At 69.5% G+C, this 24,982-nt stretch carries 24 protein-coding genes; 14 read left to right on the forward strand and 10 right to left on the reverse strand.

Annotation, left to right across the window (positions count from 1 at the left end; all coding sequences use genetic code 11):
• Positions 1–163 precede the first annotated feature (163 nt).
• Positions 164–1,786 (forward strand): S8 family serine peptidase, encoded by a 1,623-nt coding sequence (locus BO221_RS24780; RefSeq protein ID WP_143195659.1) that lies wholly within the window; start codon positions 164–166, stop codon positions 1,784–1,786.
• 66 nt (positions 1,787–1,852) lie between these two features.
• Here BO221_RS24780 and BO221_RS24785 read toward each other — a convergent pair whose 3' ends face one another.
• The gene (locus tag BO221_RS24785) at positions 1,853–2,935 is read right to left on the reverse strand and encodes an SMI1/KNR4 family protein (RefSeq protein WP_073562971.1); all 1,083 of its coding nucleotides are present in this window, start codon (positions 2,933–2,935) and stop codon (positions 1,853–1,855) included.
• A gap of 135 nt (positions 2,936–3,070) precedes the next feature.
• Entirely contained in the window at positions 3,071–4,573 is a 1,503-nt protein-coding gene (locus BO221_RS24790; protein ID WP_083681114.1) for an IS1182 family transposase, read from the reverse strand.
• 172 nt (positions 4,574–4,745) lie between these two features.
• Here BO221_RS24790 and BO221_RS24795 point away from each other — a divergent pair, with 172 nt between their 5' ends.
• A complete protein-coding gene (locus BO221_RS24795; RefSeq protein ID WP_073562972.1) occupies positions 4,746–6,134 on the forward strand; it encodes a sigma-54 dependent transcriptional regulator in 1,389 nt (462 codons plus the stop codon).
• Between the two features lie 15 nt (positions 6,135–6,149).
• Here the strand turns inward: BO221_RS24795 and BO221_RS24800 are convergent, their stop codons facing one another.
• Entirely contained in the window at positions 6,150–6,851 is a 702-nt protein-coding gene (locus tag BO221_RS24800) for a type 1 glutamine amidotransferase domain-containing protein (protein WP_233166245.1), read from the reverse strand.
• A 110-nt stretch (positions 6,852–6,961) separates the two neighbouring features.
• Between BO221_RS24800 and BO221_RS24805 the strand changes: the two genes are divergently transcribed.
• The 11 genes from BO221_RS24805 to BO221_RS24850 all read left to right on the forward strand — a co-directional run bounded on the left by BO221_RS24805 (position 6,962) and on the right by BO221_RS24850 (position 17,416).
• On the forward strand, positions 6,962–7,894 hold the full coding sequence (locus BO221_RS24805) for a LysR family transcriptional regulator (RefSeq protein ID WP_073562973.1): 933 nt from the start codon (positions 6,962–6,964) through the stop codon (positions 7,892–7,894).
• A gap of 149 nt (positions 7,895–8,043) precedes the next feature.
• Positions 8,044–10,422, forward strand: coding sequence for a hypothetical protein (locus tag BO221_RS24810; RefSeq protein ID WP_083681332.1), 2,379 nt, complete (start codon positions 8,044–8,046; stop codon positions 10,420–10,422).
• A gap of 45 nt (positions 10,423–10,467) precedes the next feature.
• A complete protein-coding gene (locus BO221_RS24815) occupies positions 10,468–11,034 on the forward strand; it encodes a hypothetical protein (RefSeq protein WP_233166246.1) in 567 nt (188 codons plus the stop codon).
• Between the two features lie 106 nt (positions 11,035–11,140).
• Entirely contained in the window at positions 11,141–11,311 is a 171-nt protein-coding gene (locus BO221_RS24820; protein ID WP_369865531.1) for an SDR family oxidoreductase, read from the forward strand.
• 75 nt (positions 11,312–11,386) lie between these two features.
• Positions 11,387–12,127 (forward strand): transglycosylase domain-containing protein, encoded by a 741-nt coding sequence (locus BO221_RS24825; protein ID WP_073562975.1) that lies wholly within the window; start codon positions 11,387–11,389, stop codon positions 12,125–12,127.
• A 97-nt stretch (positions 12,128–12,224) separates the two neighbouring features.
• A complete protein-coding gene (locus tag BO221_RS54955) occupies positions 12,225–13,583 on the forward strand; it encodes a hypothetical protein (protein WP_073562976.1) in 1,359 nt (452 codons plus the stop codon).
• A gap of 212 nt (positions 13,584–13,795) precedes the next feature.
• On the forward strand, positions 13,796–14,278 hold the full coding sequence (locus BO221_RS24835; RefSeq protein ID WP_073562977.1) for a hypothetical protein: 483 nt from the start codon (positions 13,796–13,798) through the stop codon (positions 14,276–14,278).
• A 17-nt stretch (positions 14,279–14,295) separates the two neighbouring features.
• Positions 14,296–14,421, forward strand: coding sequence for a hypothetical protein (locus BO221_RS57095; RefSeq protein WP_255408487.1), 126 nt, complete (start codon positions 14,296–14,298; stop codon positions 14,419–14,421).
• 34 nt (positions 14,422–14,455) lie between these two features.
• Positions 14,456–14,764 carry a hypothetical protein gene (locus BO221_RS24840; RefSeq protein WP_143195660.1) on the forward strand — a complete coding sequence of 103 codons (309 nt, stop codon included), beginning with the start codon at positions 14,456–14,458 and terminating at the stop codon, positions 14,762–14,764.
• Between the two features lie 136 nt (positions 14,765–14,900).
• Positions 14,901–15,674 (forward strand): glycosyltransferase, encoded by a 774-nt coding sequence (locus tag BO221_RS24845; RefSeq protein WP_073562979.1) that lies wholly within the window; start codon positions 14,901–14,903, stop codon positions 15,672–15,674.
• Positions 15,671–17,416 carry a DUF6311 domain-containing protein gene (locus BO221_RS24850; protein WP_233166247.1) on the forward strand — a complete coding sequence of 582 codons (1,746 nt, stop codon included), beginning with the start codon at positions 15,671–15,673 and terminating at the stop codon, positions 17,414–17,416. Before BO221_RS24845 ends, BO221_RS24850 begins: the two co-directional genes overlap by 4 nt.
• On the opposite strand, the gene BO221_RS24855 is transcribed toward BO221_RS24850, so the two are convergent.
• The 4 genes from BO221_RS24855 to BO221_RS24870 form a co-directional block, all read right to left on the reverse strand.
• A complete protein-coding gene (locus tag BO221_RS24855) occupies positions 17,376–18,011 on the reverse strand; it encodes a LysE family translocator (RefSeq protein ID WP_073562980.1) in 636 nt (211 codons plus the stop codon). The two genes, BO221_RS24850 and BO221_RS24855, sit on opposite strands and share 41 nt — an antisense overlap.
• 77 nt (positions 18,012–18,088) lie before the next feature.
• The gene (locus BO221_RS24860) at positions 18,089–19,375 is read right to left on the reverse strand and encodes a hypothetical protein (protein WP_073562981.1); all 1,287 of its coding nucleotides are present in this window, start codon (positions 19,373–19,375) and stop codon (positions 18,089–18,091) included.
• A gap of 116 nt (positions 19,376–19,491) precedes the next feature.
• Positions 19,492–20,406 (reverse strand): JmjC domain-containing protein, encoded by a 915-nt coding sequence (locus BO221_RS24865; RefSeq protein ID WP_073562982.1) that lies wholly within the window; start codon positions 20,404–20,406, stop codon positions 19,492–19,494.
• A complete protein-coding gene (locus BO221_RS24870) occupies positions 20,406–21,449 on the reverse strand; it encodes a cupin-like domain-containing protein (RefSeq protein ID WP_073562983.1) in 1,044 nt (347 codons plus the stop codon). The genes BO221_RS24865 and BO221_RS24870 overlap by 1 nt, the downstream gene beginning before the upstream one ends.
• Positions 21,450–21,503: 54 nt before the next feature.
• On the opposite strand from BO221_RS24870, the gene BO221_RS54960 reads away from it, so the two are divergent.
• Positions 21,504–21,650, forward strand: coding sequence for a hypothetical protein (locus BO221_RS54960; protein ID WP_158079905.1), 147 nt, complete (start codon positions 21,504–21,506; stop codon positions 21,648–21,650).
• Positions 21,651–21,669: 19 nt separating this feature from the next.
• On the opposite strand, the gene BO221_RS24875 is transcribed toward BO221_RS54960, so the two are convergent.
• The 3 genes from BO221_RS24875 to BO221_RS24885 all read right to left on the reverse strand — a co-directional run bounded on the left by BO221_RS24875 (position 21,670) and on the right by BO221_RS24885 (position 24,922).
• Positions 21,670–22,677 carry a cupin-like domain-containing protein gene (locus tag BO221_RS24875; protein WP_073562984.1) on the reverse strand — a complete coding sequence of 336 codons (1,008 nt, stop codon included), beginning with the start codon at positions 22,675–22,677 and terminating at the stop codon, positions 21,670–21,672.
• A gap of 9 nt (positions 22,678–22,686) precedes the next feature.
• A complete protein-coding gene (locus BO221_RS24880) occupies positions 22,687–24,111 on the reverse strand; it encodes a hypothetical protein (RefSeq protein ID WP_073562985.1) in 1,425 nt (474 codons plus the stop codon).
• A gap of 103 nt (positions 24,112–24,214) precedes the next feature.
• On the reverse strand, positions 24,215–24,922 hold the full coding sequence (locus BO221_RS24885; RefSeq protein ID WP_073562986.1) for an SDR family oxidoreductase: 708 nt from the start codon (positions 24,920–24,922) through the stop codon (positions 24,215–24,217).
• Between the last annotated feature and the right edge of the window lie 60 nt (positions 24,923–24,982).

The raw sequence follows: 24,982 nt of genomic DNA on the forward strand, positions 1-24,982 counted from the left end.
ATCCGTCATCACGGCGTAAAGCAGTGGAGGCGGCGGGAATCGAACCTGCCGCCTGTCACTCCCAAAGCGGGCCTGGCGGAGTCTCGTGGGAGCTTAACGGTGGCGCCCGCCCTTGCCCAGGAGCGTTCCGCCGAAGTACTGCTTCACCTACTGGAGAACCGCCTTGCACAAACCCGCTTGGAAGAACCTGATGCTCATCGGTAGCCTCACCCTCCTGCCCGCCTGCGGGAGCCCGTCCCTCGACGCCACCGGGGACCTGGGACAGACGGCAGACCTCGCCCAGAAGACCGGCACGCAGGAGTCCGCGCGGAACGCGGCCTCCACTCCCGGGGCCAGGTTCCGGAAATCCGCCGATGCCATCCCCGGGCAATACATCGTCGTGCTGAAGGCCACCGCCCTCCGTGCCTCCAGGGTGCCCGAGGTCGCCCAGGCGCTCGCCCGCCAGCGTGGTGCCACCGTCCTCCAGACGTACTCCCACGCGCTGAGCGGCTTCGCGGTGCAGGCCAACGAGGCGGCGGCGCGCGCACTCGCGGCCAGTCCCGAAGTGGACTTCGTGGTGGAGGATGGCGAGGTTCACGCCATGGCAACCCAATCCAATGCGACGTGGGGCCTGGACCGCATCGATCAGCTCAATCTGCCGTTGAACGGCAGCTATGGCTACAACGGCACCGGCGCCGGGGTGCATGCGTACATCATCGACTCGGGCATCATGACGAGCCACCCGGACTTCGGTGGCCGGGCCTCGGAGGACTTCACCGCGATCAACGATGGCTACAGAGCCAATGACTGCAATGGACACGGCACACACGTGGCCGGCACGGTAGGCGGTTCCACCTGGGGCGTGGCGAAGGGCGTCCGGCTCCACTCCGTGCGCGTCCTTGGCTGCAATGCAAGCGGCCCCCTCTCGGGCGTCATCTCGGGCCTGGATTGGGTGGCGGCCAATCACGTCAAGCCCGCGGTGGTCAACATGAGCCTGGGAGGCGTCACCAACGACGCATTGGACGCCGCGGTGCGCAATACCATCGCCGCGGGTGTCACCGTCGTCGTCGCCGCGGGCAACAATTCCCCAACCATTGACGCGTGCTACATTTCGCCCGCGCGTGTCGCCGAAGCCATCACCGTTGGCTCCGTCGACAGCACGGACTCCAGGTTCCTTGGGAACTCGCAGGTGTATCAGGGCTCCAACTTTGGCCCCTGCCTGGACGTCTTCGCTCCGGGGGTCAACATCGTCTCCGCCGCGCTCAACGGCACCTCCCGGCCGGATACCGGCACGTCCATGGCCTCCCCGCATGTGGCCGGCGCGGCGGCGCTGTACCTCCAGAGCAACCCGGGCGCTTCTCCCGCCACGGTGGCGGCGGCGATTGTCATCAACTCCCCGGACAACAAGGTGACCAACGCGGGCAGCGGTTCCACCACCCGCCTGCTCTACAGCAATCCGCCTCCCTCTTGTGGGACGCTGAACAGCGGCCAGGCGCTCGCGCCCGGACAGACGCTCCCGTCTTGCGACGGCAGGCTCTGGCTCGCCCACCAGACCGACGGGAACGTGGTGCTCTACGACCAGCAGGGTGCGCTCTGGAGCACGGGCACCTGGGGCACGGTCACCTCGACCTTCATCATGCAGACGGATGGAAACCTCGTGCTGTATCCGAGCTCGACGAGCGCGATCTGGAATACGGACACCGGGAACAAGGCGGGCGCCACCCTGTGGCTGCAGCAGGATTGCAACCTCGTGGTGTACAGCGCTGGCGGCACGCCGCTGTGGGCGAGCTACACGACCTGCCGGTAGTTCGTGAGCACGGCTGGTGGCGATTTGGCATGGAGCAGCGCCTCCACACGGCCCGGCGCCGCGCGCTCAGTATTTCTTCAGGAGCGCGACGGCCGTGGTGAGGCCCAGCCGCTTGAATAGCGCCGAGAGCTTCGCCTTGGGAATCATCTTCTTGGCGGCCGCCTCGACACGCAGGAGCGAGAACGCGAGGTGGTCGAGCGAGACGAAGGCCGGCGCGACAGTCCCTTCCTCGTGCGCGTAGCGGACGACTTCTCCCGTGGTGACGTCGAGCAGAAACATCTCGCCGGAGCCGTCGCTCGCGATGCCGACGTACTTGTCATCGGCCGCGCCATACAGCTCATCCTTCTTGCAGTCGAAGCCGTAGCTGTCGAAGTCGAAGGCGGTGGTCATCGACGGCACACCACCGTCCTTCACCACCTTGTCCAGCGCGAGACCCGAGGGAACGGCGCGGACCTTCTCGCTGCCGGGCTTCGACACGCGGGACGCCTTCGGGAAGAAGCGCGCCGCGTCCGCCGCGAAGTCGCCGCGCTCGATGTAGCCGGCCAGGGAGCCCGCCTCGACGGTCTCACCCCACTCGGTGAGCGTCGTCTTGCTCACGTCCAGGGTGTTGCCGTCCTTGTCGAAGTACGTGGTGCTCTTCAGCTTGCCCTTGGCGAAGACCGCCGTCAGGCGATGGGGCCACGGCTTCGGAAGCTTGAAGGCCTTGGGCAGGAGCCTGGTGTCACCGTGCTCGAACAGTGCGCCCTCGACCGGCCCGACGACCCACTCGACGGTACCGTCGATGACACCGTCACGCAGCTCGACCCGCAGCGTGTCCGGGAAGTCGAAGCCAGGACGGAAGCGCACCTCGACCAGCACGCCGTCCGCGAACGTCGCGAGCATCGTGGTTTTCGGCCCCTTCGGCAGACCGAGCGCCGTCTGCATGGCCACGCGCGGCGCGTACTCGGACACCTGGTGGTAGGCGAGCGACCACTTGAGCTCACCATCGAGCTTGCCGTCCTTGCGAGTGGCATCGAGCAGCAGGAGGCCCGACGGATGAATCCACAGGCGCTCGCGCGTGTCGTTGGGGCTCCCCTCACGCCAGAGGTTGGCGTTAGCATCGAAAGTGGCTTCGGGAGGTACGTCCTTGGGGCGAGGGTCGTTCGTCATTGCGCCAGACAATACCTTGTTCTAGGAGCGTGTCGGCGAATCGGCCAGAGGTACGGTAGCGCGTAGAGGGAGCCATATGGGCGCCCCAGGTGCAGATGCCGTGGAGCCGCGACCGCCGTGCAGCGACCTGCTCGGCTACGCCGCCTGCGCGGCCAGGCTGGGCAGTTCCCACCCCAGCTTCCACAACTTCTTCAGGTTGTGGACGGCGCACGCCAGCGAGAATTCCCCTTGCACCTTGGTGAGGCCCCTCAGCGAGAAGCGTGGCAGGACTGTGTTCTTCACCTGCCCAATGACAGGCTCGGCTGTCACCTTGCGCCGCGCGTACGCCTTGCGTCCCCGCTTCGTCAAAATCTTGCGCTTCATGCGCTCCTTGAAGCTCAGCCCCGCCGGCGGGCGTCCGCGAGGAGCTGGCGGAGCTTCCTCTCCATGCTTGCTGCGCCCGGTGGCCACAAAGCACTCCACGCCCTTGTCCTCCACCTTCTCTACATCCTGCTGGCTCAGGTAGCCCGTGTCCGCACTCAGCTCCACGGGCAGCAGTCCCGTGTTGGCTTCCACCTGCTCCACCATCGGCGCGAGCTGGCGTGCATCACTGGTGCTCTGCCCCACTTCCTGGGCCACTATCAGTTGTGTGTCCGCGTCCGCCGCCACCTGCGCGTTGTAGGACTGCTGGAAAGCACCTGCCCGGGGCATGATTCTCGAGTCCGGGTCGGTGAAATTGCGCTGCGCCTTCTCGGAGGGCCTGGCCTTCTCGGGGTCGTCTCCCCTGGCCTCGGCCTTCTCCCTGGCCTCCTTCTCCAAGTCCTCCTTGGCCTTGCCAATCTTCTCCCGCCTCTTCTCCTTCTCCACCGCAAGCTCCAGCTTCTTCTCCGCCTCCAACTGGCGCGCGGCCTGCCGCAGCCGCTCGGCGCGCTTGTTGGGGTCCTTCATCTCCTCGGGCAGCTCATCCCCGCGCTGCCCCTTGCCGTAGCGCTTGTCCTCCTCGGCATCCAGCGCCTCAGCCTCTTGCAGCAGCCTGTCAATCTGCTCGTCCAGCTTCTTCATGGCCTCCTCCATCCGTCCGTAGCTCATCGCCTTGTGCTTGCTGGCGTTGGCCTTCCATTTCGAGCCGTCCACCGCCAGGTGCCCCAGCTTCTTGAGCCCCGAGCTGCGCGCCAGCCTCAGCGTGTCCACGAAGAGCGCTCGGAAGGCTTCCAGGTGCCTCACCCGGAAGGTGCACACCGTGTCGTGGTCGGGCCGCTCTCCTCCCGTCAGGTAACGGAAGGCGATGTCCGTCTCGCACCGCCTCTCAATCTCCCGGCTGCTCGTAATGCCCCGCGCGTACGCGTACATGAGCAGCAGCGTCATCATCACCGGGTGATAGGGCGGCTGGCCTCGCTCCTGGGTGTACGCCTTCAGTATGGGGCTGAAGTCCAGCGCCTTGCGCACCTCAACGAAGAAGCACGCCAGGTGCCCCTCTCCCAGCACCTCCCTCGCGTACTGCGGCAGCAACTGCCCCTGCTCCGGCGTCCACTCCCGGAATGGCCTCGGCGAGGCGTAGCGGGCAGAGCTCTTCGCTTGCTCCTCCCGCTCCGGCTTCTCGCTGGCGACTACGTCCAACAGGGCGGCCTGCTCTGGCTTCTTCGTCGAGGTGGTGCTCACCCTCCACCTTCAACCAGAACTCGCCTCCCCTCTGAAGGACCACCTGGGGCGTCACCCCTCTACTCCACCCTCTACGGTGGGATACTCCGACAAGCTCCTAGGAGAACAGGGAGCGGCCCGCCCCCCACTCCCCTGCCACGGTCCCGGCTCGGCCGTGCGCTACGCTGGGCCCGTGAACGCCCCTCTCGCCGCCCCGCGCTCCCAGACCTCCGGCCCGCGCATCCTCCTGGTGGATGACGACCCTGGCGTCCTCAAGGGTCTACGGGGCCTGCTCTCCGATGAGGGCTTCTCCCCCGTGGAAGCCCGCTCCGCCGCCGAGGCCGTGCGTCTGCTCGACGCGCCCGGCGAGCCTCCGGCGTTGATGGTGCTGGACCTGCGCATGCCCGGAGAGACGGGGCTGGAACTGCTCGCGCGGCTGCCCCGGCCGCTCCCCGTGCCGGTGGTGGTGCTCTCCGGCGAGGCCTCCCCCGCGGAAGCCGTGCAGGCCCTGAAGCTGGGAGCCACCGACTTCGTGGAGAAGCCGCCCTCGCCCGAGCGGCTGCTCACCGCGCTGCGCAACGCGTTGGTGCTGAGCGAGCTGCGCGAGGAACAGCAGCGGTTGCGCGAGGAGCTGGCCCGGCCCGGTCACCTAGTGGGGGACAGCCCGGCGATGGAGTCCTTGCGCACGCTCATCGCCCGCGTGGGCCCGAGCGACGCGGCCATCCTCATCACCGGAGAGACGGGCACGGGCAAGGAGCGCGTGGCGCGGGCGCTGCACCTGGCCTCCGGACGCAAGGGGCGGCTGGTGGCGGTCAACTGCGCCGCCATTCCCTCCACGCTGCTGGAGAGCGAGTTGTTCGGCCACGAGCGCGGGGCCTTCTCGGGCGCCACGGCGCGGAGGCTCGGCCGCATCGAGCAGGCCCACGGCGGCACGCTGTTCCTCGACGAGCTGGGGGACATGCCGCTGGAGCTGCAGGCGAAGCTGCTGCGCGTGCTGGAGACGAAGGAGGTGGAGCGGCTGGGCGGAGGGATGCCCATTGCCGTGAACGTGCGCATCCTGGCGGCCACGCACCGGGACCTGGCGCTCGCGGTGCGCGAGGGGCGTTTCCGGCAGGACCTCTACTTCCGGCTCAACGTGCTGCCGCTCACCCTGCCCCCCCTGCGCGAGCGGACCGAGGACATCCTCCCGCTGGCGCGTGCCTTCGCGGCCGAGCTGGCCGGGCCGAACGTGCCACTGGTGCTGGCGCCCGGCACCGAGGAGGCCCTGCGCGCCTGGCCCTGGCCCGGCAACGTGCGCGAGCTGCGCAACTACATCGAGCGCCAGAACCTCCTGCGAGGCCAGGGCCCGCTCTCGTTGACCCCCGAGTCGCTCACGGGCGCGGCGGCGCTGACGGCGGCGGCCCCCGCGCGGCTGGTGCTCGGGCAGAAGAGCTACCGCGAGCACGTGGACGACTTCGAGCGCACGCTCATCAAGGCGGCGCTGGAGGAAGGAGGAAGCATCGCCGGGGCGGCGCGCCTGCTCCAGGTGGACCGGGGCAACCTCCACCGCCGCATCAAGGCGCTCGGCATCCCCGCCACGTGAGGGGAGGCCGTCTCCTCAGCGCTCGCGCAACGCGCTCAACACCTCGCGGGCCACGGCCACGGACGAGGCGGGGTTCTGACCGGTGACCAGACGCCCGTCGCGCACCGCGAAGCTCTTCCACATGGGGCCGCGCTCATAGCTGCCGCCCAGCTCCTTCAGGCGCGTCTCCAGCGCGAAGGGCACCACCTTGTCGAGCTTCGCGGCCGCCTCTTCCTCGTTGGAGAAGCCCGCCACGCGCCGTCCGGCCACCAGCGGCTTCCCGGCCTTGTCCTTCACCCCCACCAGGGCCGCGGGCCCGTGGCAGACCGCCGCCACCACCGCCCCCCGCTCCCACTCCTTTCCCAGCAGCCGGTGCAGCGGTGCGTACGCGGCCAGGTCCCACATGACGCCGTGGCCTCCGACCACGAAGTAGGCGTCATAGGTGCCCTTCACCTTCTCCAGCACGAGGGTGTTCTCCATCTTCTTCACCGCGGCGGAGTCCGCCAGGAAGGTGCGCACCACCTCCGATTTCTCCTCGAGGCTGCGCGGATCCGCCGGGGCCTTGCCTCCGAGCGGCGAGGCAATGTCCACCTGCGCTCCCGCCGCGCTGAACTCGGCGTAGGGCGCGGCGAGCTCTTCCATCCAGAAGCCAGTGCGCTCGCCGGTGGTGCCCATCTGCTCGTGGCTGGTGACAATCAACAGGATCTTCAACACCTTCATCGCGGTCATACCGCCCATGGTCCTTGCTCCTCATGCGGGGCGGGGTCTTCCCGCCACTCGGATGGGCAAAGGGATAACCCGGGGCCTGGGTGTAGGGAGTCTCGTGTTTCTACGCATAATGTAGAGCCATGCTTGTCAATCACGAGGCGCTCTGGACGCTGCTGGAGGTGAGCCGTGCGGGGACCCACGCGGCGGCGGCGGCTCGGCTGGGGGTGACGCCGTCCGCGGTGGGGCAGCAACTCAAGGCATTGGAGGGACAACTGGGGCTGACGCTCTTCGAGCGTGTGGGGCGGCGCGCGCGTCTCACCACGGCCGGGGCGGTGCTGGTGGCGCGGCTACGGGAGCACCTGCCCGCCGTGGAGGCCGCCGTCGAGGAAGCGCGGGCCGAGCAGTCCGTGGTGCGCGGCGAGGTGAGGCTGGGAGGCCCGGCGCCCTTCTGCCGTGTCTGGCTGCGGCCGCGTCTGCCCCCGCTGTTCGCCCGATACCCGGAGCTCACGCTCTCGGTGCGCTTCGAGGTGGCCTCGGTGCTGGTCCGGCGGCTGCTCGCCGGAGAGGTGGACCTGGCGGTGGTCGGCGTCCCCGTCGATGAGGTGTCGCTGGAGTCACGCGCCATCGCCCAGGAGGAATTCATCGCGGTGGCCTCGCCGCGCTACCTCGGCGAGCGGGGGATGCCTCGTACCGTGGCGGACTTCTCCGCGCGGCGCTACATCGCCTTCGACAGGGACCTGGCCATGCTGGCGCCCTGGTGGCATGCCGCCTTCGGACAGCGCACCCCACTGCCCGAGGGAGTGGTGTGCCATATCGCCAACCTGGATGAGATGCTGGCCCTGGCCGAGGCCGGGTGCGGTATCGCGGTGTTGCCGGACTACCTGGTGGAAGCCAGCCTGAGCGCCGGGCGGGTGGTGGCGCTCAGCCCGGAGCGGCGGCGCGGTTCACTGCGCCAGCCTCGAGCCACCCTGTGGCTGGCCTGGCGGCGCGCGGCGGCTCCGGCCGCACGATTCCTCGCGGTGCGTGACTGGCTGCTGGGGCCCAGCCCCGCGGCGCTTCCGAGACCCGGTTGAGGCGATGCGCGGCGGCTCCCCTCTCCCCGGGCCCCCGATGTCATCCGCACATCACCCCACGACATCAGGATGTGGAGATGACATCCTGTGAGCGGAGCGGCCCCCTGTGGTTTCGCGCACTTGCAGCGCCCGCCGGCCTGGAACGCCTCATGCTCTTCCCGTCCCGCATGAACCGCATCGCACACCTTCTCTGCTTCCTGTCACTCGCGGCCAACGCCCAGGGCATCGCCGCGCCCCAGACCCCCGAGGCCTCCGGCAAGGACGGCACGACGCCTCCGCCCGCCGCCCAGGAGGCGCCACCGTCACAGCCGCCAGAAGATCCCTGCCTGGCCGAGGAGGACAGCGACTCGGACTCCGAGGTGCTCGGCGCGCTGCGGCTGAGCGTCAACGGGGAGAACCGCGCGCTGTCGGACGTGAAGCTCGAGGGCCTCCAGCGCATTCCCGAGCCTGTGGTGCGCGCACTGGCCCACGTTCCGGAGAAGGGCCCGCTCTCCCCGGAGCAGGCGGCCCTCCTGCTCGAGCGGCTGGCGCGCACGGGGCTGTTCACGAAGGTGACGCCCACGGTGCGGCTCGCGGAGGGCTCGACGCCGGTGCTGGTGGTGGCCCTGGAGGAGCAGCCCCACGTCACGAGCGTGGACATCACCGGCCTGCAGAAGGACGAGCTCGAGGACGTGCGGGACCAGCTGTTCCGGCTGCCACCGTCCGCCTCCTCCCACGAGGAGGGTGACGACGATGACGATGACGACGGCGATGACGACAAGGTGGCCAACGTGCGCCTCGGGAAGGAGGGAATCCGGGTACGCATCTCCTCCCGGAAGTGCCTGGAGCCGGACCCGCCGAAGGAGCTGCTGGCCTGGTTCGACGACGAGGGCCGGTTCCACCCGGGCATCGTATGGAAGGGCCTGCCGGAGGCGCTGGAGCGCGCACAGGATGAGATCGAGGACGAGGGCTACCTGCTCGCGAGCCTCGACGCCACGCTGACGCCGGAGGGGCAGCTGCGGCTGCGGGTGGACGAGGGCAAGGTGGAGGCGGTGGAGGTGCGGGGCGTGGAGGACGACGTGGCGGCGCGGGTGCACGAGGTCATGGGCATCAAGCCCGGCGACGTCCTGCTGCGCAGCGATCTGCGCCGGGCGGAGGAGCGCCTGGAGCTGGAGATGCCCTTCCTCAAGCTGAAGGACGTGGAGACGGAGCCCAGGCCGGTCACGCGCTTCGAGGAGGTGCGCGAGGAGAACGGCGGGCGGAGCTACCGGCCCGTGGAGGAGGAGAAGCGGCGCAAGAAGAAGCACGAGCACTGGGACGACGACGTGGAGCTGTCCTGGGAGGCGCTGGCGGAGGGTTGGGCGCGCGACTCCGGAGACGAGGCCATCACCACCGTGGGCCGCCGCGTGGTGGTGCACGTGCGCCCGAGGGGCTCCAGCTTCAACGCGGAGCTCATCCCCATGCACACGCAGGTGACGGGCTTCGCGCCCGGCCTGTCGGGCTCGCTCAAGCTGTGGGACGTGCACAACCGGGCCCACGTGACACTGGACGGGGCGCTGACCATTCCCCTGCGCTGGGGCGGACAGCGCATTCCGGGGGACCCCGAGCAGACGGCCTTCCAGCGGAGGCTCAACTGGCTGGTGGGGGCAAAGGTGGAGGTGCCGGTGGTGCGGCTGGCGGAAGTGGGCGTCCAGCTCTACGACTTCACGGACACCAACGACCGGTGGCGGATGGGCGCCATCGACTCGTACATCTACTCCGCGCTGCTCAACCGCCCGGACTCGGAGTACTTCCGGCGCAAGGGCTTCACGGGCTTCGCCACCTGGCGCCTCTCGCCGCAGTGGCGGGTGGGAGCGGAGTACCGCCGGGACACGTATGACTCGCTGGTGAGCTTCTCGCCGCCCTTCTCGCTCTTCCGGCGCGACTCGGCGCCCTTCCCCAACCCGGGGGTGGACGAGGGACGGATGACGTCGGTGGTGGGACGCCTCGAGTACGCGAGCGACGAGAAGCGGGCCGGGCACACGGGTCCGCTCTTCCGCAACCCCGAGCTGTCCCTGGTGCGGCACGGCTGGGATTGGCCGGAGCGGACGGCGTTGCGCAGCCTGCTGACGGTGGAGGTGGGCAGCCCCGAGCTGGGCGGTGGCGCGGAGTACCGCTTCTGGAAGCTGGTGAGTGACAACGTGCTGTACGTGAACACCGGCCACGATGATGGCCTGCGGCTGCGCGTGCGCGCGGCGGGCGGCCAGGACCTGCCCTTGCAGAAGCAGGAGGCCCTGGGCGGGTGGAGCGCGCTGCGCGGCTACGCCTTCAAGGAGTTCCGCGGGGACGCCTCGCTGCTGGCGAGCGCGGAGTACCGGTGGAGCTTCATCGGGGTCTTCGCGGACGTGGGCACGGTGCAGCGGAAGGAGCTGGGCTGGATGGACCCGAAGCTGGGCGTGGGCGCGCAGGTGTACTTCGGGGACTCGGTGCACCTGTCGGTGGCCTGGCGTACGGACGAGCGCGCGACGATCAGCCCCGAGGCGCGGCTGCTCTTCGTCCGGCCCTTCTGAGACACCATGCGGTCAACCGGTACGAGCAGGAGGAGGAGACCCGGCGTGGCGCTGGTGGCCGCGCTGGGCCTGCTCGCGCCCATGGCTCGGGGCGAGGAGGCGCCCAAGGTGGCGTGCTCGGCGGCGCGGACGGGGCGGCGCGTGGTGGTGCGGCCCGAGGCGCTCGCGCTGGTGGCGCCCGAGTTGGAGCGGTTGATGCGGCTGGGGCTTGCGGGGCGGCTGGAGTTGGAGCTGACGCTGCTGCGGCGCCGGCCGCTGTGGTTCTCCGAGCGGATGGACGCGGCGAGGCTGACACAGGTGCTGGCGTACTCGGCGAAGGAGGGCCGCTGGCTGCTGGACGGCAGGCCGCTGGCGGGCGTGGGGACGCTGGAGCTGGAGCGGGTGGCGTGGACGCTGGAGGAGGAGCCGGAGGCCGACGCGGCCTTCGAGGTGGAGGTGGGGGTACGGTTGCAGGTGGTGACGGCGTCGAGCCTGGGGAAGGTGGCCCAGTGGCTCACGCAGGGGGAGAAGACGGAGGCACAGCGCTCGGCACTGACGCGGGGCCTGCTGCTCACGGTGGCCGAGGACCTCACGCGCCGCGCCGAGGGCCGCTGCTCCGTCCAGCGCCCCTGAAGGCACCGGGAGACAGCCGGACGCGGGTTCTATTCCCGCCGCTTCCACGCTCCCTCCCTCGGCCCACCGTCGCTTCCAGCTCGTCACGGGTGAAGACCGCAGTGGCTTGCTGCTGACCGCAGCCTGGGGTGCCACGCTCGCCATGAAGGAGCAGTCGATCGGCCGCCTCGGCCGAGCCGAGGAGGTCGCGGCCGCCGTGCTATGGCTGTGCAGCCCGGGCGCGAGCTTCGTGATCGGCGTCGGCCTGCCGGTGGATGGCGGCTTCACCGCGCACTGATTGGCTGGCACCCGGATTGCTATTGCTCGCGGCATGCGTCCCCCTGGCCACGGTTGGCGTCGTATCGGGCAATGGATGCTCGTCCTGCTACTGCTCATGCCCCTGGTGTTGCTCGGAAGCGTGGAGTGCCTGTACCGCTACACGCTGTCTCGTGTGGGCGAGCTGCCACGAGTCCCCGTGGCTCGGACGGACTTCGCCACCCGGGCGCTCTGGGCCGCCACAGAGGAGGGACCGCTCCAGCTCGAGCCCCGTTGGCCCTGGACGCTCGTCGCTGAATTCGCCCAGGTCACCTGGCATCCGAGGCACGAGCGCACCGCCGGTTCCCTGACGTCCTGGCACGTGGCTCGCCAGTGGATGACTTCACGGCCAGGGCACGCATCCACGTCGATGCGAAACTGGCATCTCCGGGGGCTCGCCCTTTCCATGTGGATTTCGCGCCATTGGAGCGTGGAGGAGCTGCTGACAGCCTACGCGGAGGGCAGTGGGTTCGGACGGAACATCATCGGCCTCGATGCCGCGGCGCGGAGGTACTTCGGCAAGGCTCCCGGGCAACTCGCGCTCCACGAGGCCGCGCTCCTCGCGGGATTGCCACAGTCACCGGCACGGTATGACCCGTTCTGTCAGCCCGAGCGCGCGCTCCAGCGCAGGAATGTCGTGCTCTCGCGGCTCCAGGGCCTGGGGTGGATCTCCGAGGCACAGGGAGAGGAGGCCCGGAAGCAGCCGCTGCATCCCGCGGCCATCGCGGAGGAAGGGGCGGGCGCGTGTGCACATGATCAGAACACCCCTCCGGGAAGGAGTCGCCTTCACGGGGAATAGGCTCACCACGCTCCACGGCGAGTCAGTGGCTGAGCCCACTCGTGACAGGGAGACGTGGCATGATGGAGGACATTGCCCACGCTCCAGGAGGCTCCGCATGTCCGGTACCATCCGCCCCGGTGTTTCCTCTCTCTTCCAGACGGCCACCCAGGTGGTCAACACCGCCAAGGAGATAGCGAAGACGGTGAGCGGCCAGGTGACGTCCGCGGCCCAGAATGCCGCGAGCACGGCCCAGAGCGTCTTCGAGGCGGCCAGCAACGCCGCCCCGCTGGTGGACCTCAGCGGAGGCACGCCCGCCCCGGTGCAGGGCCCGGTGGTGCGTGATGGCGGCCCGGCCACGGCCCTCGGTTGGGCCAACGAACAACTGGGCAATACCGGCTACGACGAGCAGTGCCTCGACTTCGTGAAGGGTGCGTACGCCATCCACCAGACCGCCGCGCGCTCTCCCGAGATCAACTTCGCCAGTGGCACCAACAACGCCATCGGCGCTTTCAACGGTCTCGATGCGAACGGGAAGATACTGCCGCCGGACTCGGGCATTCCGTTGCGCGCGGGCGACATCGTCTTCTTCGGGGCCGACGAGAAGAACGACATGGATGGACACATCTGCATCGCCACCGGCAACACGGCGGCGGATGGCACCCCCGAGGTCATCACCTCCGGCTACCCCGGCGCCCCGGGCGTGCACCTCTCGTCCATCGGCCAGCTCTCCGAGGCGTCCGGCCCCTATATCGGACACACCACGCCCGAGCTGGCCTTCGCGGAGGGAACCTGGCCGGGGAGCTCGGAAGCCACCTCCCCCCGGCCCACCAGCACGCAAGGGGCCACCAACCCCGCGGGCAATGCACCCCAGGCGTGGAACAACACCTGCGGCGCCAACGCCCTCATGTCCATGGAGGCCGCGCTGGACCCGGAGCGCGCGGCCCAGTTCGCGGCCATGTCCCCCCAGGAGCGCGCGGCGTACGAGGGCGCGGTGCTCCGCTCGGATCCGGAGAACCGCTTCACGCTGGGCACGCGGCCGGACGGCACCACGAAGGGCTGGGGCCCGCACATGATGGGGATCCAGGTGAGCGAGCGCTTCGGCGGCGAGGCCACGAAGATCGAACCCTTCAACCGGAGCCAGGCGGTGGACGCACTCACCACGCAGCTCGCCGAGGGCAAGCCCGTGGCCATCGGCCTCGCCGGCCACTGGATGAGCGCCACGGCCATGCGGGACGGTGAGTCCGGGAGGGAGCTCCTCATCCACGACTCGTGGACGGGCACGAGTGCCTGGGTCCCCGAGGCCGACCTGCGCCAACCGGGCAGCGGCTGGGTGCGCACGCACTTCCCCGGCGCGCCCTTCGAGGGGGCCATCCAGTCGCTCGTCGCCCCGGGGCAGCCCGTGTTGGAGCCGGGCTCCACCTACCGCGAGGCCGAGGCCGGCATGCTCGAGGGCGTCCGCGCCGAGATGCGCTAGGACCTCACGCGCCGCGCCGAGGGCCGTTGCTCCGTCCAGCGCCCCTGACCACACCTATTCACGATAGAGATTCTGGCGCGGGCGAAGACGTCCAGTGGGCAACGTGGCGAGGAACGCTCGGCCGCGATGAGGCCGAGCTCGGGGTGGACTTCTGTACGCAGGGGGGCGGAACTTCTCTGGCAAATGGCAATTGGAGGGTATGAGGAACGCCCATGAGCGACGAGCGCACGCCTGCCGAGCCCGAGGTCATGGAGCCCACGTTCTGGCGGAAGAACGGCTGGACGGCCAGGGTCATCAAGAACGAGGACGACGACGGTTGGGCCGTGGAAATCCGCAAGCAGGGGATCGCCGAGCCCGTCCTCATCAGTCCGTGGGTGATGGGCCGCGACAAGAAGAACCCCAAGCCCTTCGATGCGACGGCGTTCGCGACCTTCGTGAAAACGGCCTCGGAGGTACTGGACCGCTCCGCGCGACAGCGCGATCAGGCCATGACCAAGAAGCTCTCCATCGCCTGGGAGGGCCGCTGGTACGAGGTTCGGCTCGAGCTCGTGGCCGATGAGTATGACCCCCACGCGCTGCTCTCCGCCATCGACGACGCTGGCGCGACCGTCGCGAAGCATCGCGTGCCCGTGAACTTCAAGTTCAACAGGGACGTCGCCAACGAGTGGGTGCGCGGCGGCTTCAGCGAGCCCTGAGCTGGCGCTTCGGGCTCATGAGCGACGTGCGCCGGCTGTTCATCCTCCGCTGTGGTTATGAAATCCTCCCCCGATCCGTCTCCCTGCGGGGCGCGGACCCCACGGTCATCCTGTGCGAGCCGGTGTGCGCGTACCTGCTGTGACGACTTCCGGCTGCCGGACCGGGACTGGCGGCTGGTGGACGGAGACTGGGAGCTGATGACGGGCGTGCGCGGGGTGCTGACACTCGGCCACATGCCGGGCCACCAGTCGCTCGTCGTCGAGCTGCCCCGGAGTGGCACGAAGATCCTCGTGGCCGACGCGGGGGACCTGCGAGAGAACTTCGAGCGGGAGGTGCCTCCGGGTGAGTGCGACGACCCCGCGCTCGGCATCGCCTCCATCCGCAAGCTCAAGGCGATCCGCGACGCCACGGGGGGCGAGCTGGTGCTGCTGCACGACCCGGACGAGGTGCACGCACGGCCCCTGGCGCCCGCTTTCTACGATTAGCGCCCGCCCTGGATACCCGTTTGATGTTTCACACTGGATGCGGCGCCCAAGAGGGGATATTTCGCCTCCGTCACGGGCTGGAGCCCTCCGGTCGGCCGCGCATTGGGAGGACAGCCCCCCTCTGGAGCAGACCCCGTTGGAAACGAAGACCCTCCTCAGTGTGGCCCTGCCGGCCTTCAACGAAGGCACGCGCCTTCCCCGCCTCCTGAAGGACCTGGTCGCGGTGGGCCAGGAGATCCAGGGCCCCGCGGTCGAGTTCATCATCTCCGATGACGGCAGCCGGGAAGAGGACGCCCGGAGCTACGCGGAGTTCGTGAGCGAGGGGCAGGCCCGTTTCACCGAGGTCGGCGTTTCCCACCGGATGCGCTGTCTGCGCGCGCCCCGCAACGAGGGCAAGGGCGCGGCCATCCGCCGGGCCTGGGCCCATGCCGCTCCGGACACCCAGTGGTTCGCGTTCCTCGACTCGGACGGCGCCATCTCCGGCCGCGAATTCTGGCGGCTGGCGGGAATGCTCTCGCCCGAGGCGCCCTTCGATGTGCTGGCCGCCTCGCGCGTGAAGATGGCGGGACACGAGGTGGAGCGGAAGCTCTTCCGCCACCTGCAGGGCCGGGTCTTCGCCACCCTCACCGAGCAGCTCTTCAAGCTCGGGTTCTACGACACGCAGTGCGGACTGAAATTCGCGCGCGCCCCCCTCGTGCGCGCCGTGCAGGAGCGGCTCGTGGAGAACCGCTGGCTGCTCGACGTGGAGCTGCTCGTGCTGCTCCAGCGCCAGGGGGCGCGCATGCGCGAGGAGCCCATCGACTGGGCCGAGCCGGGTGGCTCGAAGGTGCGCTTCGGCATCGATCCGCTGCTCATGTTCGAGGGGCTGGTGCGCATGAGGGCGCGCCTGGGCCCGGGAGACGCGGCGTGAGTGCGCCGCGCGGGGGGAGCCTCCTCGGCTCCTGGGCGGTGGCGATGGGGGGAGCGGTGCTCGGCGTGCTCTGGTTCCTCGTGGTGGGCGGCCTCCGGACGCTCGACCCGAGCGATCTGGATTGGGTGGGTGACGGAGACCTCGCGCAGCACGTGCTCGGCTGGATGCACTTCCGCAACGCGCCCTGGGGCCTGCCCCTGGGCCGGACGCCGGACCTGATGACGCCGTTGACCATGACGGTGGGCTTCGCGGACTCCAACCCGTGGGTGTCCGTCCTGCTCAAGCCCTTCTCGCGCTGGCTGCCCCAGGACTTCCAGTTCATCGGCCCGTGGTTCGCCCTGTGCTTCGCGCTCCAGGGCTGGATGGGCGCCCGGCTCACGGGCCTGTTCACGCCCCGGCCGCTCGACCAGCTGCTGGGCGCGGCCCTGTTCGCCATGGCCCCGGTGCTCCTCTACCGCACCGGCCATGACACCCTGTGCGCCCAGTGGATGATCCTCGCCCTGCTCTATCTGAACCTGCGCCCGCGCGAGGACGCCCGGAGGACCTGGAACGCGCTCGGGTGGGCCGCCGGCGTCAACGTGCTCGCCTCGGGTGTCCACCCGTACCTCGAGGTGATGGTCTTCGCGCTCACGCTCGCGCTGCTGCTTTCCGGCGTGCGTGAGCACCACCTGTCCCGGCGCTCGGCCGCGGTGGTCCTCGGCGGGCTCGCGGTGACGGTGATCGGCCTCTTCCTGCTCTTCGGGTACGTGGGCCAGGACGTGACCGCCTCCGCGGCGGGCTTTGGCGCCTTCAGCGCCGACACCCTCACGCTCTTCAACGCCATGGGCTGGACGCGGTGGGGGGTACCCAGCCTCAATCAGGGTCCCGGCCAGTACGAGGGCTTTGGCTACCTGGGCACCGGCGTGCTCGCGCTGGCCGGGGTGACGCTCGCCTGGAGGCCCTCCGCCTGGTGGCCGCGCGTGAAGGCCGCGCTCCGGACGCATGCCCCGCTGATGGGGGCGGTGCTGCTGATGACCCTGCTGGCCTTCTCGACCGTCGTCACGGTGTCGGGCTGGACGGTGATCTCCATTCGCGGCCTGACGCAACCGCTGCAGCCGCTGCTCGCGCCCTTCCGCTCCTCGGGCCGCTTCATCTGGCCCCTGCACTACCTGGTGACCACGGGCGTCGTCGCCCTGGCCCTCTGGCGCTGGCGTGCCTCGCCCCGCGTGGCCACCGGCCTGCTGCTCGCCACGGTGGTGCTCCAGGCCGTGGAGACCCCGGCGGCCTGGAGCCGTGACCGGTTCGAGGGGGTGGCCTGGCCCCGGCTCCGGGCGCCCGAGTGGGAGCAGGTGGATCCCTTCTACCGCCACATCGTCCTGTACCCGCCCGACATCCGCATCTCGGTGATGCCGTGCGTGCTCAACACCTTCCCCGCGAGCGCCTACGTGAGCTTCGGGGATCTCGCCTACCGCAAGCACCTGACGACCAACAGCGGCTACTCGGCGCGCCTCAACGAGCAGAAAGTGGACGAGGTGTGCCAGGCCCTGCGGGCCGACGTGAACGCGGGACGCCTGTCGCCCGATACCCTCTACGTGGTGGATCGCCGCGAGGACGAGACATTCCGGCGCTTGGGAGAGCAGGTCACCTGCGGCACCCTGGATGACTTCCGCGTCTGCGTGACGGCCCGGGAGGGCACCTTCCGCGAAGCCCTCGCGAAACAGGTCAGCGCCGAGCCAGGGCGAGCCGGGCACCGAACACGATGAACACGCACCCGGTCAACCGGTCCAGGGCCCTGACGAACGAGGGACGGCTGAGCGTGCGTCCCAAGGGGACCGAGGCGGCGATCAACGCCACGCTCCAGAGCAGACCCAGGACCACGTGGAGGGCCGCCAGGAGAAAGGTATAGCTCGCCACGTGGACGCCGCCGGGCACGAACTGGGGAAGCAGCGTGATGTAGAACACGCCAACCTTGGGGTTGAGCAGGTTGGTGAACAGGCCCCGGCGCAGCCACACCATCGAGCCCTCGTGGACGGTGGCCTCGCCGCGAGTATCCGGGAGAGCCAACGCGGCGCGGGGCTTGCGGATCAACCCCACGCCCAGCCAGACGAGGTATGCGGCACCGGCCCACTTGAGCCCGGTGAAGGCGAGCTCCGAGGCAGCCAGCAACGCGCCCAGGCCGAGCGCTACCGCCGCGCCCCACACGAGGCATCCGAGCCCGATGCCCAGGGCAGCGAACACCGCGCGCCGGGGCCCCTCGAGGGTCGCGGTACGCAGCACCATCACCGTGTCGGCACCAGGGGTGATCGTCAGCACACCCGCGGCGATCAGGAAGGTCAGCAGGGATTGAGTGATGGTCATCGTGGACTCCGTTCTATACGGGCCTCCAGTCCCTGTCTGAGCTCATCGATCTGCTGCCAGGCACGCAGCCGAGCGGGCTAGTGCAGGCCTGCCTGGGGCGCGTAACCAGAGAAGTCGTGGTTGTTGAAGGGGTTGCCGTAGATGGGGCCGGGGTTGGGCGCGATGATGACCTCCTGGCCGTTGGCGATGGCGTTGGCCGCGTTGAGCGGATTGCCCATGCCCAGCGGGCCGGAGACCGGGTCTCCCGGGTGCACCACGTGCGTGTAGTTCGGCCCAGACGGGTAGGACGGCGCGGCGCCGCCGAAGGTCTGCACGTGGAAGTTGTCCATGACCTGCTCGATCTGGGCATCGCTCAGGCCCTGGGCGCGCAGGTTGTCCTTGGTCTGCTGGAGCGCGTCGCTGGTGATGATGCCGCCCTGGCTGTGGGCCGCCACATGGACCGGCTGGCCGGACTGGGCCGCCTGGGTCAGCAGGTTGGTGAGGGTGTGGGTGGCCGGGTTGCCGGGCAGACTCAAGATGTCGCCTCCGGCCTGGGTGACATCGACCACGCCACCATTGGTGCCGTTGTGCACGCAGATGACGTTGGCGCCGGTCTCGTTGGCGAGCTGCTGCGCGGCCTTCGCCTGGTCCGCGCTGTTGGTCAGGATGCCATTGGTGAAGATGATGGTGGGCCGGGGCGCGTTCGGATCCTGTCCCTCGGGGGTGATGGGGTGGACCTCGCTGGGGGGCGTGTTGGGCGGGTAGGCCGTGGGTCCCGTGGGGCCCGCGCCGATGATCCATCCATCATCGGGGTCGATGCTCACGTCCGGCACGCCCGTGGGCTGGGGCGCCTGGACGGGCCGCGCCCCCGCGGGCAGCGGCGTACCCGGTGGCGTCGTCGCGAAGCCGGGAGCCGGATCGGGTGCGAAGTCGCCCGTGCCATGCACGGCGGTGTTGACGGCGTCGTTGACGACGTTGGCCCCCTGCTGCACCGCCTCGGCCGTGTCCTGGACGATGTCCGTGGCGCCCTGGACCACGCCCTCGGCGAAGTCCTGGATGCCCTGGCCCAGGTTCTGGAGACCCTGACCCAGGGTGTCGAAGAAGCCCGCCGCCTGGGGCTGGGTGCTGGCCTTGGCCTTGGCCTGGGCTGCCTCGTGGGCCCGCGGCGCCTGGCCTCCGGACTGGAGCGCCCGCTGGAGCGAGTCCGCCGCCCGGCGCGCGGTGACGGAGGTCTTCGCGGACGAGGCGGGCTGGAAGCTGTCCTTCAAGTTGAGCGCGAGCGGCCGGGCCTGCTCGGCGGGCGCCTTGACGCGGGACGGCAGCGGCTGGAGCGGCGACGGCGTGGACGACGGGGGCGGACGGGGAGCCAGTCGATTGACGGTCATGAGGGACGGGTCGCTCAGGGAAAGGAGTCGCTCGCCCCATGAAAATCGGGGCCCGACACATTCTCGCGCCCTCGCCGCGGGAAGTTGCCTGACGCGTCAGGTCATTCCGCCGCCAGTCAACCCGCTCGCGTTCTCGGCGGAGGCGTAGGCTCCAGCGCCTCCCCATCCGGGGTCCAGGGCGTGTTGGGCCGAGGCGCGGCGAAGGACTCGAACGAGACGGCCACCCCTGACTCCACCGCGGAGTGCCCATGCCACCAGCCCACGGGCAGCAGGAGCATGTCCCCGGGACCCACCTCCACTTCCAGCCGGAGCACGCCGTCCGCATCCTCCGTGTCGCGGGCCATGCGGCGAAGCTCGAACGCGGGAATGAGTTGGAGCCTCCGGCGCCCCCACACCTGGCACAGCAACACATTGGCGCGAGCGGGCCGCAGAGGCAGCAGAGCCCCCGCCTCTTCCACCCAGAGCCGGGGCGTGGACGCAGGGACATCCGCGGGGACATACGTGGCCGGAGGGCGCAGCGAGGCCGCCAGCGTCCGCAGCGAGGCGTGCTCCAGCAGGGGGACGCAGGCGGTACGAGGCTGCTCCGCCCCCTCCGCGAGCCACAGCCGGTCCTCGACGAGGCGGGCGATCAGCCGCTCCGGAGCCCAGGACGCCGCCTCCGCGCTATCCACCACGGCACCCCGCACCACCACGGGCTTGTTGAGGAAATAGTACCGGGCGAAGAAGTCTTCCGCGGGGAGCGCCTCGTGGCGGTCCACCGTCGCATGGCCTTCGCCCTGCCGGTACAGGTCGCCATAGAGGTCGAACAGCCCCTCCAGCTTGCGCTGGTACGCGAGCGCCTTCGAGGCGCCCAGGAAGATGGGGTCCTCCGCCTCGGCGCGCACGGCCGCGCGCGCCCGCTCCGAGTCGACGCCGGCGCCCGTCAGCACGGCCAGCAGCTCCGCCTCGCCCGTACCGCGCAGCAGGTTCTCCACCAGCCACCGCCGCCACTCCGGCGCGAGCAGTCCCTGCCCACTGTCCCCCTCCTTCATCACTTCATCCCTTCCGGCCGAGGGCCAATCCAGTAGTCCCGCCACTGCGTGGTGTGCACGGGCAGGTCGAAGCAGACGAACGTCACCGACAAGCTCACCTCCAGCGCCTGGACGGCGTGCCACCACCCCACGGGGATGAGGAGCGCGTCGCCGGGCCCCACCACGCACGAGTGAAGCGCCGCGCGCTGGAAGTGGGGGAAGCGGCCCAGGTCCGGCGCGAGGATGTCCACCGCGCTGTACAACCCCCGGTCGTTGTAGAGCCACGGCAACTCCCACGAGGGAGCGAGCCAGAACCGCTTTCGGCCGAACACCTGGCAGAAGAGGACGCTGAGGTGGTCGTGGTGGAGGTTGGACAGCGTGCCCGCCGGGCCGAACCAGACATGTACGCTGTCGTCAACGCGGATGTCCGGCTGCACGTAGCCCTTTGGCGCCCGCAGATCGTCGAGCAGCGGGCGAAAGGCATCACGCTTCAACAGGCTGTTGCGTGCCACCAGGTAGACGTCGTTCGTACGGCCCGCCCTCACCCGGGCGACGAACTCGCGCAGCGGCATGAAGCTCCGCCGAAGCTCGGCGTTGAAGTCCGGATCCGCATCCGCCTCGCGGCCCGCCATCACCTCCACCGGTTCCCCGCCAAAACGCTCCGCCAGCCACTCCGGCGACCACTTCGACAGCGCGGGCCATTCCGCCATCAGCCCCTCGACAATGACCGGCTCGTTGCGAAAGTAGTACCGCTCGAAGAACTCGTCTGGGGACAGCTCCCTGCGGCGCTCCACCTCGAGGCCCCCGCGCCCCTCCGCCCCCTGGCGGTAGAGGGAGGCACGGGCCCCCAACAGCGACTCCCACTCCCGGCGCGCGTGGGTCTCCGAGCACACGTGCCGGACCGCGGGGTGCAGGGCCGCGGCCTCCACCTCCGAGCGGGCCTCGGCCGGGGTCCACCCCGCCTCGCACAAGGGGGACAGGAGGCGCTCCGGTGACACGCCCCTCGACAGGTTCTCGGCAATCCAGGAGCGCCACTGAGCGCGAGCACTCGAGTCAGGCATCATGAAACCTGGTGCGATATAATAGTCTGGCTGTTCCCACAGCCTTCCCGAGGCAACATGATGCGTCCCTCTTCGATGCCCAAGATCGTTCCCAACCCTCCGCCTGGCCACGAGATCGTCCCGAATCCGAACCCGCTGTTCAAGGCCGAGCAAGAGCGGCGCGTCCTGCCCACGCAGCCTCCCTCCACCCCTCCGCTGCGGTAGTGCTGCCCCGAGGAGCACTTCACCGCACCGCCCACCAGGCGTTGCCTTCCGGGAGGTCGAACTCCTGGAAGGTCACGGAGACGCTGACATCGAGCGACTCCACCCAGTGCCACCAGCCCGCCGGAATGAGCAGCAGGTCTCCCGGGCCCACCACCGTCTCCAGCACATCTGCCTCACGGTACGCGGGGAAGCGCTCCAGGTCGGGGTGCCCGGCGTCCACCTGGCTCCACACATCGCGGTGGCTGTAGACGAAGTGGGTCTCGAAGGAAGGGATGAGCCGGAAGCGCTTGCGGCCATGCACCTGACCGAAGAGGACCGAGCCCAGATCATGGTGCAGCGCCGTCAACGTGCCCGCGGGCCCCACCCAGAGCTTCACGGCGCCAGGGCGGTCCGTCTGGCGAAGCAGTCCCTTCGGATAGCGCACATCCTCGAGCAGGGAGCGCAGCTCCGGGCGCTCGAGCGCGAAGTTGCGGCCCGTGAGGTACAGGTCGTTGGTGGGTCCCCCCTCCACCAGCCGGCGGATGAACTCCCCGAAGCGCATCACCGTGCGGCACGCATCGGGCTCCAGATCATGGTCGGTGCGAGCCTCACGGCCCATCATGACCTCGACCTCGACATCGCCATACCGCTCGGCCAGCTGATGCGGCGTCCACCGGGACATCAACGGCCAGCCGTCCATGACACCTTCGAGGATCACGGGCCGGTGCGCCAGGTAGTAGCCGTCCATCACCTCTCGCGCTGAGGCGCCCCGGACACGCTCCAGCCGCTGGTGCGCGCCCGACTGACGGTGGAGCGCTACGCGCGTGTCGAGTTGGGCGAGGAACTCCTCGAGCAACCCCGCCCGGGGCCGCCCCAGCGCTACCGCCGGGTGCTGGAGGCAGCGCTCCACCACGGCCCGCGCCTGCGCCGGTGCGAGGCCCGAGCGTGCCAGCGTCTGCTCCAATCGTTCCGGCGCCACACCTCGCACCAGGTTGTCCGCCAGCCAGGTCCACCACTCCGCGCTCAAGCCGGGTGCCGCGTCCACCATGCTTCACTCCTACCGTGCCGCGAGAAGGCCGAACGGTTTCCACTCGAGGATTTTCAGGTCGAATCCGGCTTGCCGCTTCTGGGCGAGCCAGTCTTCGAGCGCCATCTGCGCGGAGGCCTCATCGTCGAAGGTCTTGCTCACGCCATCCCTCGTCACGAGCGTCGTCCCCTGGATGATGGCCGACGTGTACTCGGACTTCCCGTTGGCGTACTTGGAAAGCTCTCGCTCCAGGAGGCCTCGGCCAGGAATCCCGGTCGTGACGCGGAGGAAGTCCCCTGTGTAGCGCGCCTCCAGCCGCCGCACCGTGCGCACGGCCTCGTCCGTGCTGTCGAAGGCGAAACGAAGCGTCGTCTTGCTTCCGTTGTTGTAGCCCGCGTGCACCTGCACGATGGCCTCGAAGCGCTCGATCTCCAGGAACAGATCGCCACGCTTACGCCAGAAGGTGACGCGCTCCGAGGCCCGTGCCGCCTCGAGGGCCGGCGAGGACTCCAGTCCCAGGAACTTCTCACCGTCGAAGATGACCACGGGGAACTGACCCGAGCCCGTCAGCCACACCTCGCCCGTCTTCCGCTGCGCGTAGAGGATGTCGCGCGCGCTCACCGCGACCGGCGCACGCGCGGCGAGGCCCGCCACGTCGATGCCCTGGAGTTCCTCGTCCGTGGGCGCGTCCGGCTCCTTCTCCTGCCGCGGCTGTGGGGTTTCCGTGAAGACAGGCTCGTTCCGGGAGACCCGCTCGAAGAGTTCGTCGTGATGGACCTCGCCCAGGTCCACGTCGTAGAGGCCGGGAACGAGGAAGGTGGAGGCCAGCGACGCCGCTTCCTCGCCGGAGCGTCCCAGTTCGAACCGGTGCTTCACGCGCTCCTCTCCCTGAACGGCGATGTCGTGGTCGTTCTCGTCGAGGAAGCGCGTCTCGAGCGCACCAGCGACGACGAGGCTCTCGTCGTTGTAGACGCCCTGGATGGCGTCGCGCACGACGAGGTCTCCGAGGACCAGGAAGTTCCCCGACGTCTGAAGCCCCCAGGCGGTGCACCGGCCGGCGACGACGACCGTCGAGTCGGGCCCAGCGTCGCGGATGACGCCCTTCACCTCCAGGTCACCGAGGACGACGAGCGGTGCGGTGACGCTCAGCGACCCGGAGACACGCGCATGGCCGGTGACGACCGTTGGCTCGGATACCGTGCCGTCCAGGACTTCGTCCCGGGCCTCGAGCAGCTCCCGCAACACCACGGCCGCGAAACCGATATGCGTGAGCGGCCCAGGGCACAGCGCCTGGATGAACTCCGTGACGGAGCACGCCCTGCCTGCTCCGAAGGCGTTCGCGAGGGTGGCGACATCGGGTTCGTCGTGATGGGAGATGGCTTCGAGGACGGAACCGTCGAGCCTGGTGAGCGTCGCTTCGGCATGTGCGAGAAAGGTGTCTTGGGTGAGTTGCATGTCCGGCGCACTCTAGGAAAAAAGGACCCATGAAACGCCGGCAAATTCCGGCCGTGGCCGCGGGCATCACCGCGGCCTGGTCAGCTTCTTGGCCGGGAGCGCCTCATGCGCCAGGAATGCCGAGATAGACACCCGGCTCGGCGGACAGACCCCGCTTGACGTTGCGGCTCACCTCATCAGCGAGGACCTCGTCCCTGCCGGCTTCGAGCGCATCGAGCGTCAGGCGCACCACCTCGATGGGGCTGGATTTCGGCGCGTTGACGCCGTGGGCCATGTCGGTGTCCATGTAGCCCACGTGCAGCCCCAGCACCTGGGTCTTCTGCCCGCGCAGCTCGTTGCGCAGTCCGTTGGTCAGCGCCCAGGCCGCGGCCTTCGAGGCGCTGTAGGTCGACGTGCCGGGGAACGCCAGCCAGCTGAGCACGGACAGCACATTGACGATCGCGCCACCGCCATGGCTGGCCAGGATCGGTGCGAAGGCGCTGCTCGTCGCCAGAGGCCCCAGGTAATTGGTCTCGAGCTCGGCTCGCGCGGCGGCCTGGGCGTCATGGGCGAGGAGCTTCGTCCCCTTCAGGATGCCCGCGTTGTTGATCAGCAGCGTCACGTCGCGGGCCTCGCGCGCGAGCGCCTCGACCTGTTCGGGCCGGGTCACGTCGAGCCGGACCGGCACGACGCCGGGCAATGAGATGGTCGATGGATCCCGGGCGGCCGCGTAGACCTTGCGTGCGCCGCGTTCGAGCAAGACCTGCGCGAAGGCGAGTCCAAGGCCACGGTTGGCGCCGGTCACCAGCGCGACTGCATTCTTGATCTGCATGGTTCAGCTCCTGGGTTCTTCCGGGGGTTGGGAAACGGTCCGCTCATATGATGACCATCA

The organism is Archangium sp. Cb G35 (assembly GCF_001896145.1).
Taxonomy (GTDB): Bacteria; Myxococcota; Myxococcia; order Myxococcales; family Myxococcaceae; genus Archangium; species Archangium violaceum.